We start from the raw sequence: 12,786 nt of genomic DNA, 5'->3' as shown, positions 1-12,786 counted from the left end.
GTGGTCGTGGCGGGGCCAGCGCCCGGAACGTCCAGGCGGACGCCCGTGGCATTACTCTATCGTCGCGAGCCGACTCTGCCGTGGTCGTGCGTGCCGGACCGGGTCGGGTACGCGATGATTTATCCAACTCTGCACGCTCACCGGGTGTTCCCGGGGGCCGTGCTGTACGCGCAGAGCGAAATTGGCACCTCGCGGAGCGACGGGAAACCTCGCCCGGCGTCCTCCACAGGATGTGGACAACGTCTTCCACCTACTGTGGAGAACTTCCGGCATACCTCTCAATCGGGCACAAAAAACGCCCGGGTCCGAGGTGTGACACCTCGGACCCGGGCGAAGGACCGGAGAACCCGCGGCCGGCTCAGCGCCCGGCCTTCTGGTGGTACTCGTCCACGATCTCCTGGGGAATCCGCCCCCGATCAGAGATCTCCTTGCCTTCCTTCTTGGCCCAGGACCGGATCGCCTTGTTCTGCTCCCGGTCGGCGGCCGCCCCACCCCGGCCACGGGCGGCCCGCCCGCCGACCACGACTCCGCCCCGTCCGATCTTCGAGCCGGCGGTGACGTACGGGGCGAAAAGATCCCGCAATTTACCGGCGTTCTTGTTGGAGAGGTCGATCTCGTACTGAACGCCGTCGAGCGAGAACTTGACGGTCTCGTCCGCGTCGCCGCCGTCCAGGTCATCGACCAGCTTGTGAATGATGTGCTTCGCCACGTGCCACAATCCTTTCGCGCAGGTTCACCCGCAAACAAGAGAACAATAGCCCGATAGGCGCACGGCACGTCAATAGGACACGGAAACTGTGTCGAATCTACTGGGCCCGGGTGAGCGGGAAGAGGATGGTTTCCCGAATTCCCAAGCCGGTCAGCGCCATCAGGAGCCGGTCGATTCCGAATCCCATGCCCCCGGACGGCGGCATTCCGTACTCGATCGCACGCAGGAAGTCCTCGTCGAGCGGCATGGCCTCGCTGTCGCCACGGGCCGCCAACCGGGCCTGCGCGATCAGCCGTTCCCGCTGCACGACCGGGTCCACCAGCTCCGAGTAGGCCGTACCGAGCTCGAAGCCGAGCACGTAGGCGTCCCACTTCTCGGTCAGGCCCGGCTCGCTGCGGTGGGCCCGGGTCAGTGGACTGGTCTCCTCCGGATAGTCGCGCACAAAAGTGGGCTCACGCAGCCCCGGCACGACCAACTCCTCGAACAGCTCCTCGGCGAGCTTGCCCGGCCCCCACTTCGGGTCGACCGCGAGATCGTGCTTCTCCGCGTAACGGACCAGGTGCGCCATGTCGGTGCGGACCGTGACCTCTTCGCCGAGCGCTTCGGAAAGCGATCCGTAGAGCGTGATCGACCGCCACTCACCGCCGAGGTCGAACTCCTGCCCATCGGCGTGGGTGACTACGTGCGAACCGCTGACGGCCATAGCCGCCTCTTGGACGAGTTCCCGCAGGAGGACAGCCATCGTGTCGTAGTCGCCGTAGGCCTCGTAAACCTCGAGCATCGCGAACTCCGGCGAGTGGGACGAGTCCACGCCCTCATTGCGGAAGTTGCGGTTGATCTCGAAGACCCGCTCGATCCCGCCCACCACGGAGCGCTTCAGAAACAACTCCGGAGCGATTCGGAGATACAGATCGGTGTCCAGCGCATTGCTGTGCGTCACGAATGGCCGAGCCGCGGCGCCGCCATGGACCAACTGAAGCATCGGGGTCTCGACTTCGATGAAGTCCCGCCGGTGCAGCGAATCCCGCAGGCTGCGCACGACCGCGGACCGGGTGCGGACGGTCTGTCGCGCCTGGGGGCGGACGACGAGGTCGACGTAACGCTGCCGGACCCGGGCCTCCTCGCTCAGCGGCTTGTGCGCGACCGGGAGCGGGCGGAGCGCCTTTGCGGTGACCGCCCACGAGTCGGCGAGCACCGACAGTTCGCCGCGCCGGCTGGTGATGACCTCGCCGGTAACCCCGACGTGGTCGCCGAGGTCGATCAGCCGCTTCCAGTCCTCCAACCGGTCGGCACCGACCCGGTCGAGGGAGAACATCGCCTGCAGCTCCGTGCCGTCACCCTCACGCAACGTGGCGAACGCCAGCTTCCCGGTGTTGCGGATGAAGATGACCCGCCCGGCCACGGACACCTTGTCACCGGTGGCCGTGTCGGTCGGCAGATCGGCGTAACGTGCCCGGATCTCCGCAAGTGTCGCGGTCCGCGCGAACCCCACCGGGTACGGCTCGATCCCCTCGGCCAGCATCCGGTCCCGCTTGGCCCGGCGGACCCGCATCTGCTCCGGAAGGTCGTCGTCGGGCTCGACGGGGGCGGGGTTCTGCTCGGTCACGAAATGCGTCCTCGGGTAGTCCTGGGCATGGTTTCGGCCCCGAGCGTACTCAAGGCGTCCGGCGGCGGTTACCGGGTTATGGCCGGCAGAGCGGGTCACACGTTGCGTTCGAAGACCATCCGCAGCCCGATGAGAGTGATCATGGGTTCGTGGTGGGTGATCGTGCGGCACTCGTCGATCACCACCGGGGCGAGCCCACCGGTCGCGATCACCGCGCGCAACTCCCCCAACTCCTCGGCCATCCGCTCGACGATCCGGTCGACCTGGCCGGCGAACCCGAAGTACATCCCGGCCTGGAGGCACTCGACGGTGTTCTTGCCGATCACGGAACGGGGGCTGGTCGGCTCGACCTTGCGCAACTGGGCGGCCCGGGCCGCGAGGGCGTCCAGCGAGATCTCGATGCCCGGTGCGAACGCCCCGCCGAGGAACTCCCCCCGCGCGCTGATCACGTCGAAGTTGGTGGTCGTGCCGAAGTCGACCACGATCGACGGTCCGCCGAAGAGGGCGTGTGCCGCCAGGGTGTTGACCACCCGGTCCGCGCCCACCTCCTTGGGATTGTCGATCGCCAGCTGCACGCCGGTGCGGATCCCCGGCTCGACCACCACACTCGGGATCCCGCCGTAGTAGCGGGCCAGCATCGTCCGCAGCGAGCGCAGCGCGGCCGGCACCGTCGAGCAGGCCGCCACGCCGGTGATCTCGACCGCGTCGCCGGCCAGCAGGCCCCGGAACATCAGGCCCAGCTCGTCGGCGGTCGACCTGGCATCGGTCTTGATCCGCCAGGAGTGCACGAGCTTGTCACCGTCGAAGGTGGCCAGGACGGTGTTGGTGTTACCGATGTCGATGCAGAGCAGCATGGTCAGCTCCGGAGCCGCAGATCGAGGGCGATGTCCAAGATAGGTGACGAGTGGGTGAGCGCCCCCACCGACAGGTAGTCGACGCCGGTGGCGGCGTACTCCGGTGCGACGTCGAGGGTCAGCCCGCCGGTGGCCTCCAACTCGGCCCGGTCACCGACCGCTGCCACCACCTCGCGCAGCAGCATCGGGGTCATGTTGTCGCAGAGCAGGAAGTCCGCCCCGGCGTCGACCGCCTCGACCGCCTCGTCGACCGTGGTCACCTCCACCTGCACCGGCACCCGCGGGAACATCTCCCGGACCCGCCGGTAGGCCGCGGTGATCCCGCCGGCGGCGAGCTTGTGGTTGTCCTTGATCATCGCGACGTCGTACAGGCCCATGCGCTTGTTGGTGCCGCCACCGGCGCGCACCGCGTACTTCTCCAGCACCCGCAGGCCCGGGGTGGTCTTGCGGGTGTCGAGCACCATCGCCTTGCTGCCGTCGAGGGCGTCGGCCCAGGCCCGGGTGTGGGTCGCCACCCCGGACATCCGGCTGAGCAGGTTGAGCGCGGTCCGCTCGGCGGTCAGCAGCGAACGGGTCGGTCCGGACACCGTCGCCAGCACGTCCCCACGCGCCACCCGGGTCCCGTCGGACACCTGGGGCGACACCTGCACCGTCCGGCTGGTCGCCAGGTCGAACACCGCCGCCGCCACGGCCAGCCCGGCGACCACCCCGCCGGCCCGGGCCACCACGTCGGCGGTGTCGAACTGGTCGTCCGCGATCGTCGCGACACTGGTGACGTCGAGTCCCTCCGGGCCCAGGTCCTCTTCGAGGGCGGTCCGGACGATCCGCTCGACGAGCACCGGGTCGAGCCCGTCGGCCCGCAACGCCTCGACGGTGGACGGTTTCAGCACGATGCCTCCCAGGTGTGTCCGACGGCGCCGTCGGGTCCGATCGACGCGACCAGGTGGCCCAGCCACTCGTCGCTGGCGGCGACATGGTCGTCGCGCCAGTGGCAGCCCCGGGTCTCGCGACGCCGGTAGGCCGCGCCGACCAGCACGGACGCGATGGTGAGCAGGTTGGTCGCCTCCCAGCTCGCCGTACGCGGCGTGCTCCGACCGGCACCGAGCCGGACCAGGTCGGCCGCGGTGCCGGCGAGGGTGTCGGCGGACCGCAGCACGCCCGCGCCACGGGTCATGGCCCGCTGCAACGGAAGCCGGATCTGCGGGTCGACCACCCAGCCGGCTTCCCGCGCGGCCGGATCGGCCGGCACCGGATCGGCCTGCGCCGGCAGGTCGCGCCGGATGTCCTCGGCGATCCGCCGGGAGAAGACCAGCCCTTCCAGCAGCGAGTTGCTGGCCAGCCGGTTGGCGCCGTGTACGCCGGTGCAGGCGACCTCGCCGCAGGCGTACAGCCCCGGGATCGAGGTACGGCCGTACAGGTCGGTCCGGACCCCGCCGGAGGCGTAGTGCGCGGCCGGTGCGACCGGGATCAGGTCGGTGACCGGGTCCACCCCGGCGGCCCGGCACGAGGCGACGATCGTCGGGAACCGGTGCTCCAGGAACTCGCGGCCGAGGTGCCGGGCGTCGAGGAAGACATGGTCGGTGCCGTCGGCCAGCATGACCCGGTGGATGCCCTTGGCCACCACGTCGCGTGGTGCCAGCTCGGCCAGTTCGTGCCGGCCGACCATGAACCGCCGGCCGGCCGCGTCGACCAGGTGGGCGCCCTCGCCCCGCAGCGCCTCGGAAACCAGCGGCTGCTGTGCCCGGGGCGCCCCGCCGGCATCGGTGATCACCAGCGAGGTCGGGTGGAACTGGACGAACTCCACATCGGTCACTGCCGCGCCGGCCCGTAGGGCGAGCGCGACACCGTCACCGGTCGACACCACGGGATTGGTGGTGGCCGCGAAGACCTGGCCCAGTCCCCCGGTCGCCAGCACCACCGCCCGGGCGAGAATCGCGCCGACGCCGTCCTCGCTACCCTCGCCGAGGACGTGCAGGGTGATGCCGCAGGCCCGCCCGTCCGCCGCCCGCAGCAGGTCGAGGACGAGGGCGTGCTCGACCAGCCGGATCCACGGGTCACGACCGACCGCGGCGTGCAGCGCCCGCTGGACCTCCGCCCCGGTCGCGTCACCCCCGGCGTGCACGATCCGGTTGGCGCGGTGGCCGCCCTCGCGGGTCAGCATCAGCGAGCCGTCGGGATGCCGGTCGAACTCCGCGCCCATCCGGATCAGCTCGCGGACCCGGCTCGGTCCCTCCTCGACCAGCACCCGCACCGCGGCCGGGTCGCACAGGCCGACGCCGGCGATCTCGGTGTCGGAGGCGTGCGCGGCCGGCGAGTCCAGCGGGTCGAGTACGGCGGCGATGCCGCCCTGCGCCCACCGGGTCGAGCCGTCGTCGATGTTGACCTTGGTTACGACCGTGACGTGCAGCCCCGCCTCGCGCAGGTGCAGCGCGGCGGTCAGGCCGGCGATCCCCGACCCGACGACCACCACGTCGGTGTTCTCCACCCAGCCCGGGGCCGGTGCCGCCAGAGCGCGGGGCAGTGCGGGCAGACCAGGTGTCGGCACGTCCATCCGGACAGTCAACCGCGCCCCGCTCGGCGGGCGGCGGGCGGGGGCCACCGGAGTGGTCCCCGCCGCCCCGGACGGGTCACTGGTACTGGATCGGCAGCCCGTTGTTGCCGGTGCCCTTCAGCGACCGGGTGAACTTCTTGTCGGCCATCCACAGGTAGCAGCGCACGCCGCGGTTGCCCGCCTGCCACTCGGACTGGCCGTTGGGCAGCGCGATCACGCCGGTGCGGTAGCGCAGGTTGTTGTCCAGGGGTACGCCGACGTACCGGCCGACCAGCGTGCGGCACTCCGAGTAGAACTTGTTCCAGTCGGTGTCCTTGCTGGGGTAGTTGCCGTCCGGTGCGGTCCAGACCCCGACGAACTCGCTGTTGTGCTCCTTGGTGCACTCGACCGGGTCCATCGTGTCGACCCGCTCGCTGCTGTTCAGCTTGACCGCGTAGCAGCCGAGGTTCAGCGGCGAGGTGGCCTTCAGCGCGTCACGCAGGCTCGCCGTGCGGCTCACCGTCTCGCTGTCGCCGTCGTTCTCGACCGTCGACTCCTCGGTCAGGTCGCACCGGAACCAGCGCGCCCCGCCGCCCCACGCCTGCGGCGACGGCACCGCCACGCCGAGCCAGAGCCGGCCGGTGCGCCAGTCGGCGCCGACGAACTCCTTCGCCTTGGCGTCGCACTCGGTGTAGGCCGGCTTGATGTCCGTCGAGGAGACGGTGGGCGGGTTCTTCGCCTCGGCGGCCGCCCCGGTCAGGGTCCCGACGAAGATCGTCTCGACCCGGTGCGAGGCCGAGCAGTCGACCGGGTTGTACGACGACAGGTAGGCGGTCTCGGCGAAGTCGGCGCTGTGGCAGACGTCGGCCGCGGGCGTGAACGTCTTCGGTTCCGGGAACGCCGCCCAACCGTTGGCCAGGTCGCCGTCGACCCCGGCCGGATTGCCGCACCCCGTCAGCAGCAGCGTGGCTGTGCCGGCGACAGCGACAGCGGTCAACCAACGGCGCATCGCGACCCTCCCCAAGGCGTACGCGGCTCGGATCGCCGAGCATACGTCAGTCCCCTGAACGGGACATCCCGGCAACCGCTCAGACGGCCGCCGCGACCTGATCCCCCCGGACCGGGTCGCCGACCATCCCGGGCGCGGTGCCCGCCGGATCGGCACCCGACTCGATGATCCGGTTGTCGGCGTCCACGTGCACGATCCGCGGCCGGTAGGAGCGGGCCGTCGCGTCGTCGAGTTGGGCGTACGAGATCAGGATCACCAGGTCACCGGGCTGCACCAGCCGCGCCGCGGCGCCGTTGATGCCGATCACCCCGGTGCCGCGCGGCCCCGGGATCGTGTACGTCTCCAGCCGGGCCCCGTTGGTGATGTCGACGATCGTGACCTGCTCGCCGGCAAGCAGGTCGGCGGCGTCCAGCAGGTCCTCGTCGACGGTCACCGAGCCGACGTAGTGCAGGTCGGCCTGGGTGACGGTGGCTCGGTGGATCTTGGACTTGAGCATGGTGCGGTACATCGGGACGACTCCTCGACTCGACAGGGTTCAGTGGGTGGCCGGCGGGGCCAGCTCGATCGCCGCGTTGTCGATCAGCCGGGTCTGGCCGACCCAGGCCGCCACCAGCAGCCGGGCCGGGCCGGTGACCGGGGCGGGCCCCAGGTCCGGATCGGTGAGCACGAGATAGTCCAGCTTCGGGGCGTCGTCACCGACGGCCGTACCCGGCTCGAAGGCGGTCCGGGCGGTGGACAGCGCGGCGGCGCCACCCAGCCCGTCCGCCGCGGCGGCAGCCCCGGCGCGCAGCGCCGCCGACAGCCGCACCGCCGCCCGACGCTGCGGACCGGACAGGTAGCGGTTACGGCTCGAAAGCGCCAGCCCGTCCGGCTCCCGTACGGTCGGCACGCCGACGATCTCGACCCCGAGGTCGAGGTCGCGCGCCATCCGGCGGACCAGGGTCAGCTGCTGGTAGTCCTTCTCGCCGAAGAACGCGAAGTCGGGCCGGGTCAACTGGATCAGCTTGAGCACGACGGTGAGCACGCCGTCGAAGAACCCCGGCCGGCTCTGCCCCTCCAACTGCCCGCCGAGCGCGCCCGGGTCGACGCGGACCGTCGGTTCGCCGCCCGGATAGATCTCGTCGCGGGTCGGGGCGAACACCACGGCCACCCCCGCCGCCCGGCAGATCTCCAGATCCGCCTCCAGGGTGCGCGGATAGCGGTCGAAGTCCTCGTTCGGCCCGAACTGGAGCGGGTTGACGAAGACGGTCACCAGCACGTGGTCGGCCCGCTCGGCGGCGGCCCGCAGCAGGGTCTCGTGCCCGGCGTGCAGCGCGCCCATCGTCATCACCACGGCCACGCTGCCCGGCAGCGACTTCCGGGCCGGGGCCAGCGCCTCCCGGTCCGATACGACGACGGTCATGCGTCCACCTCCTGACGCCGGTCGGCGAGTACGCCGAGCAGCGGTTCCGCGTCGGCGGGACGCAACCGTCCGGCCGCGATCGCCCGGTCCGCCGTACGGCGGGCGAGCGCGAGGTAACCCGGCACCGAGTCGGGTGCCGAGACGGCCAGCGTGGCCAGGTGCCGGGCGACCGTGCCGGCGTCGCCCCTCGACACCGGACCGGTCAGGGCCGCGTCGCCGAGCCGCAGCGTGTTGTCGAGCGATGCCCGCAGCAGCGGTCCGAGCACCTTCTCCGGCCGGGCCACCCCGGCGTCCCGCAGCCGGTCCAGCGCCTCGTTGACGAGCGTGACCAGGTGGTTCGCCCCGTGTACGAGCGCCGCGTGGTAGAGGGCGCGGTCGGCCTCGGCCACCCACTCCGGCGTACCACCGAGGTCGGCGACCAGCCGGGCGGCGAACGGTCGCAGGGCGTCGGGCGTGGTCACGCCGTACGAGATCCCGGGCAGGGTCGCCAGGTCGGCGGCGGTGCCGGTGAAGGTCATGGCCGGGTGCAGCGCGAGTGGGTGGGCACCGGCGGCGGTGACCGGCGCCAGGACGTCGAGCCCGTGTGCGCCGGACGTGTGGGCGACGACCTGACCGGGACGCAGTACGCCGGTGTCGGCGAGCCCGGCGACGACGGCACCGATGCGGTCGTCCGGTACGGCGACGATCAGCAGGTCGGTGGCGGCGCGGGCGACCCCGTCGGCGGGCAGGTCGGCGGTGTCCGGCAGGAGTTGGCCGAGGCGTGCCCGGGTGGCGGCGGAGACCCCGGACGCGGCGACGATCCGATGGCCCGCGCGGGCGAGTGCGGCTCCGAGCACCGCGCCGACGCGGCCGGCACCGACGATGCCGATGGTCAGCGGGCGGGTGGTCACGGTGGTTGGCCGGCCCGTACGGCCCGACCCGGCCCCGGCGGGTCCGCCGGTGTCGGCACGGCGGGTGGAAGCGGTCGGCCGCGGGCGCGATGGTGCGCTCATAGCGATGATCCAGTCCTCGAAAATGTGGTACCGGTCGATCGCAAGTATGCGTCGTTGTTACAGACCGGGGACAAGCATGTGTGAAAACCTTCACCGCCCTGGCGGGTGCCCCGGCGCGGCAACGCCGATCGATCGACCGGTGCACCTTTTGTCTGATTACCTGGGCGCCGGGCGGGTGCCGACCGGCGCCCACCGCTAGGGTGGCCCGGTCATCGACGGAAGGTGTGCAAGTGCCCTCGATCCGCTGGCGGGAGGCCATGTCCGCAGCCCTGTACGGGCCGGACGGATTCTTCGTGACAGGACCGGGGCCGGCCGGCCACTTCCGCACCAGCGTCCACGCGTCGCCCGCCTTCACCGGCGCCGTACTGCGCCTGCTCGACCGGACCGACCGGGTCCTGGGCCGGCCGGACCCGTTGCACGTGGTCGACGTCGGGGCCGGTCGGGGTGAACTCCTCACCGCCCTCGCCGGCCTCGCCCCCGCCGGGCTTCGCGAGCGGCTCCGGCTGACCGCGGTCGAACTCGCCCCCCGCCCGGCCGACCTGCCCGCCACCATCGGGTGGCGGGACCGGCTCCCGGCCCGGGTGACCGGCCTGCTGCTGGCGACCGAGTGGCTCGACAACGTACCGCTCGACGTCGCCGACCGCGGGACCGGCTCGCCGCCCCGCTACGCCCTGGTCGACCCCGAAACCGGCGCGGAATCGACCGGTACGCCGCTCGACCCCGCCGACGCCGAGTGGCTGACCTCCTGGTGGCCCGGCGCCGGGCCGGCGGAGATCGGACTGTCCCGGGACCTGGCCTGGGCGGAAGCGGTCGGCACGCTCGACCGCGGGCTGGCCCTCGCCGTCGACTACGGGCACGTACGGGCCGACCGGCCGGCGACCGGCACCCTCACCGGTTTCCGCCACGGCCGCCAGGTGCTCCCCGTACCCGACGGCTCGTGCGACGTCACCGCCCACGTCGCCGTCGACTCCGTCGCCGCGGCCGGCTCGGCGGTGGCCGGTCTGCCGTACCAACTGCTCGCCCAGCGGACCGCGCTGCGCGCCCTCGGGGTCGACGGCGGCCGGCCGCCGCTGACCCTTGCCTCGACCGACCCGACGGGGTACGTCCGCGCCCTCGCCGCCGCCTCCGCCGCCGCCGAACTGCTGGCGCCGACCGGACTCGGGGGACACTGGTGGCTGCTCCAGCCGGTCGGCATCGACCCGATCGTCCTCGAATGACCGGCCCGGGCGGTCCCGTCCCACCCCGTCGCCATGGCACGATGACGGGCATGACCACCGGTGCGCTACGCGAGGTGACCGTCGGCACCGGCGCCGGCCTGGACACCGCCGACATGGTGCTCAACATCGGCCCGCAGCATCCGTCGACGCACGGGGTGCTGCGGCTCAAACTCGTCGTCGACGGCGAGCGGGTGGTCTCCTGCGAGCCGGTCGTCGGCTACATGCACCGGGGCGCCGAGAAGCTGTTCGAGGTACGCGACTACCGCCAGATCATGGTCCTCGCCAACCGGCACGACTGGCTGTCGGCGTTCTCCAGCGAACTCGGCGTGGCGCTCGCCGTCGAGCGGCTGATGGGGATCGAGGTGCCGGAGCGGGCCGTGTGGCTGCGCACCGCGCTCGCCGAACTCAACCGGGTGCTCAACCACCTGATGTTCCTCGGCTCCTACCCGCTGGAGATCGGCGCGCTCACCCCGATGTTCTACGCCTTCCGGGAGCGGGAGACCCTCCAGGCGGTGCTGGAAGAGGTATCCGGCGGCCGGATGCACTACATGTTCAACCGGGTCGGCGGCCTGAAGGAAGAGGTCCCGGCCGGCTGGACCCGGCGCGCCCGCGCGGCGATCGGGCAGGTCCGCGGCCGGCTGCCCGACCTCGACAACCTGATCCGGCGCAACGAGATCTTCCTAGCCCGCACCGTCGGGGTCGGCGTGCTCACCGCCGCGCAGGCGGCCGCCTACGGCGCGTCCGGGCCGGTCGCCCGGGCCAGCGGGCTCGACTTCGACCTGCGTCGCGACGATCCCTACCTGGCGTACGGGTCGCTGACCGTCCCCGTCGTCACCCGCGACACCGGCGACTGTCACGCCCGGTTCGAGGTCCTGCTCGACCAGGCGTACGTCTCCCTCGACCTCGCGGAACGCTGCCTCGAAGAGGTCGACCGGATCACCGGCCCGGTCAACGTCCGGCTGCCCAAGGTGGTGAAGGCCCCGGAGGGGCACACGTACGCCTGGACCGAGAACCCGCTCGGCGTCAACGGCTACTACCTGGTGTCGCGGGGCGAGAAGACGCCGTGGCGGCTGAAGCTGCGCACCGCGTCGTACGCCAACGTGCAGGCCCTATCCGCGCTGCTGCCCGGCTGCCTGATTCCCGACCTGGTGGCGATCCTCGGATCGATGTTCTTCGTCGTCGGCGACGTCGACAAGTAGCCGTCAGCGCCAGCGGTCGTCGGTGTGCCGGCTGATGTCGTACCCGGACGACAGTTCGTCATCGTCGTCCCGGCGGCGACGCCCGCGCCGCGACGGCTGCTCGCCACGGCGCCCGGCTCCGGCTTCCCTGTCCGGCTCCCGGTCCCGCCAGCCCGGCCCGTCGGGTTCGCGGTCCCGCCAGCCCGGCTCCTGCTCGGCCCGCCCCCGGTCGGCCCGCCCCTGGTCGGCCCGGCCCGGATCACGGACCGGCGCGGCCCGGGACCCGACCGGCCACTCGTCGTCCGGTTCGGCCCGGCGGCGCCCCCCGGTTCGCGGCTCCTCCCGCCGTACGGTCGCCCACCGGTCCTCGACGTGCAGTTGCGCGCCGGACCCGTCGGCGTGGGCGGCCGCCCGCCGTTCACCGACCCGTAGTTCGCTGCCGTGTTCGTCGCTGCGCAGGCTGGCCCACCGGTTCGCGGAGCGGTGGGCGTACCCGGTCGGGGCCGCCTCCACGGCGCGCGGCTCCGAATCCCAGCGGTCCGGGGCGGGCGGTCCGGGATCCGGGGGTTCGGGAACCTCGGGCCGGTAGGGACGGCCGTGCAGGCCACCGGACCGCTCCTGGCCGTAGTCCGGACCGTCCTCGTCGACGATCGTGTGCCGGGTCGTGACGTGGACGGTTTCGGTGTGCCGGACCACCCCCCGCGACATCGGGGCGCTGCCGGGGACCGACGCCCGCCCACCGGCCGGGGGCGGGGCCGCTCCGACGGCCGGCGGCGCACCGACGGCCGCGGTGCCGGCGTACGGCGACGTGGCGACGCCCTGGTGCGCGCCGCCGCGGCCGGGGGCGGCCGGCGCGGGTTCGGCCCACCCCGGACCGGACCGTATCGCCTCGAGCTGTCCGCGCAGGGACTGCACCTCGTCGTGGAGGCGCTGGAGCTGCTCACCGGAGACGCGGTGCGCGCCGCGCGCGGCGGTCGAGATGTCGGTGCGCAACTCCTCACGCAGGACGTCGATCTCGTCGAGCAGCCGGTCCTCCAGACCGGCGCGACCGACGCCGACGTCCCGGCCGAGGGTCACCGAGAGCCCGATCAGCACCGTGCCGAGGACGGCGAGCACGGCCGCGATCCGCAACACACCCTCGCCCCGGGCCAGCAGGATCAGCAGCGCCGCGAGCGGCGCGAGCCCGACCCCTACCCAGAACAGAATGGGCAGCAGGGGCCGTACGGCCAACTTCGCGGGTGCCTCCTCGGCGGGCATGGCTGTGCAGCCTACCGACCGAACCTTCGACG

At 72.3% G+C, this 12,786-nt stretch carries 12 protein-coding genes; 2 read left to right on the top strand and 10 right to left on the bottom strand.

Going from position 1 to position 12,786, the window contains the following annotated elements; translation table 11 throughout:
- Positions 1-358 precede the first annotated feature (358 nt).
- The 9 genes from AB0I42_RS08300 to AB0I42_RS08260 all read right to left on the bottom strand — a co-directional run bounded on the left by AB0I42_RS08300 (position 359) and on the right by AB0I42_RS08260 (position 9,102).
- Positions 359-709 (bottom strand): Lsr2 family protein, encoded by a 351-nt coding sequence (locus AB0I42_RS08300; RefSeq protein WP_357535343.1) that lies wholly within the window; start codon positions 707-709, stop codon positions 359-361.
- A gap of 97 nt (positions 710-806) precedes the next feature.
- Complete coding sequence (lysS, locus tag AB0I42_RS08295) at positions 807-2,315, bottom strand: lysine--tRNA ligase (protein ID WP_357535342.1); 1,509 nt, start codon at positions 2,313-2,315, stop codon at positions 807-809.
- Between the two features lie 95 nt (positions 2,316-2,410).
- Positions 2,411-3,169: a type III pantothenate kinase gene (locus AB0I42_RS08290; protein WP_212825796.1), complete on the bottom strand. Its 759-nt coding sequence runs from the start codon at positions 3,167-3,169 to the stop codon at positions 2,411-2,413.
- Positions 3,170-3,171: 2 nt separating this feature from the next.
- A complete protein-coding gene (nadC, locus tag AB0I42_RS08285) occupies positions 3,172-4,056 on the bottom strand; it encodes a carboxylating nicotinate-nucleotide diphosphorylase (RefSeq protein WP_357535664.1) in 885 nt (294 codons plus the stop codon).
- Entirely contained in the window at positions 4,053-5,720 is a 1,668-nt protein-coding gene (locus AB0I42_RS08280; protein ID WP_357535341.1) for an L-aspartate oxidase, read from the bottom strand. The genes nadC and AB0I42_RS08280 overlap by 4 nt, the downstream gene beginning before the upstream one ends.
- Before the next feature lie 76 nt (positions 5,721-5,796).
- Positions 5,797-6,696: a septum formation family protein gene (locus AB0I42_RS08275; RefSeq protein ID WP_357535339.1), complete on the bottom strand. Its 900-nt coding sequence runs from the start codon at positions 6,694-6,696 to the stop codon at positions 5,797-5,799.
- Positions 6,697-6,787: 91 nt separating this feature from the next.
- The gene (gene panD, locus AB0I42_RS08270) at positions 6,788-7,216 is read right to left on the bottom strand and encodes an aspartate 1-decarboxylase (protein ID WP_357535337.1); all 429 of its coding nucleotides are present in this window, start codon (positions 7,214-7,216) and stop codon (positions 6,788-6,790) included.
- 27 nt (positions 7,217-7,243) lie between these two features.
- Entirely contained in the window at positions 7,244-8,110 is an 867-nt protein-coding gene (gene panC / locus AB0I42_RS08265) for a pantoate--beta-alanine ligase (protein WP_357535336.1), read from the bottom strand.
- The gene (locus AB0I42_RS08260; RefSeq protein WP_357535335.1) at positions 8,107-9,102 is read right to left on the bottom strand and encodes a DUF2520 domain-containing protein; all 996 of its coding nucleotides are present in this window, start codon (positions 9,100-9,102) and stop codon (positions 8,107-8,109) included. The genes panC and AB0I42_RS08260 overlap by 4 nt, the downstream gene beginning before the upstream one ends.
- A gap of 257 nt (positions 9,103-9,359) precedes the next feature.
- Between AB0I42_RS08260 and AB0I42_RS08255 the strand changes: the two genes are divergently transcribed.
- A complete protein-coding gene (locus AB0I42_RS08255; RefSeq protein ID WP_357535662.1) occupies positions 9,360-10,319 on the top strand; it encodes an SAM-dependent methyltransferase in 960 nt (319 codons plus the stop codon).
- A 41-nt stretch (positions 10,320-10,360) separates the two neighbouring features.
- Positions 10,361-11,518, top strand: a complete 1,158-nt coding sequence (locus AB0I42_RS08250; RefSeq protein WP_357535333.1) for an NADH-quinone oxidoreductase subunit D — start codon at positions 10,361-10,363, stop codon at positions 11,516-11,518.
- Between the two features lie 3 nt (positions 11,519-11,521).
- On the opposite strand, the gene AB0I42_RS08245 is transcribed toward AB0I42_RS08250, so the two are convergent.
- Positions 11,522-12,754: a hypothetical protein gene (locus tag AB0I42_RS08245; protein WP_357535331.1), complete on the bottom strand. Its 1,233-nt coding sequence runs from the start codon at positions 12,752-12,754 to the stop codon at positions 11,522-11,524.
- Positions 12,755-12,786: the final 32 nt, after the last annotated feature.

This window comes from Polymorphospora sp. NPDC050346, from assembly GCF_040655695.1.
In the GTDB taxonomy this organism is placed as follows: domain Bacteria; phylum Actinomycetota; class Actinomycetes; order Mycobacteriales; family Micromonosporaceae; genus Polymorphospora; species Polymorphospora lycopeni.
The sequence above is the reverse complement of the archived record's forward strand: the minus strand, read 5'-3'. Positions and strand labels throughout refer to the sequence as shown.

Coding starts and splice junctions, on each gene's coding strand:
- AB0I42_RS08280 (WP_357535341.1), bottom strand. CDS start 5,720: ATGGACGTGCCGACACCTGGTCTGCCCGCACTGCCCCGCGCTCTGGCG.
- AB0I42_RS08290 (WP_212825796.1), bottom strand. CDS start 3,169: ATGCTGCTCTGCATCGACATCGGTAACACCAACACCGTCCTGGCCACC.
- AB0I42_RS08260 (WP_357535335.1), bottom strand. CDS start 9,102: ATGAGCGCACCATCGCGCCCGCGGCCGACCGCTTCCACCCGCCGTGCC.
- AB0I42_RS08250 (WP_357535333.1), top strand. CDS start 10,361: ATGACGGGCATGACCACCGGTGCGCTACGCGAGGTGACCGTCGGCACC.
- panD (WP_357535337.1), bottom strand. CDS start 7,216: ATGTACCGCACCATGCTCAAGTCCAAGATCCACCGAGCCACCGTCACC.
- panC (WP_357535336.1), bottom strand. CDS start 8,110: ATGACCGTCGTCGTATCGGACCGGGAGGCGCTGGCCCCGGCCCGGAAG.
- AB0I42_RS08245 (WP_357535331.1), bottom strand. CDS start 12,754: ATGCCCGCCGAGGAGGCACCCGCGAAGTTGGCCGTACGGCCCCTGCTG.
- AB0I42_RS08255 (WP_357535662.1), top strand. CDS start 9,360: ATGTCCGCAGCCCTGTACGGGCCGGACGGATTCTTCGTGACAGGACCG.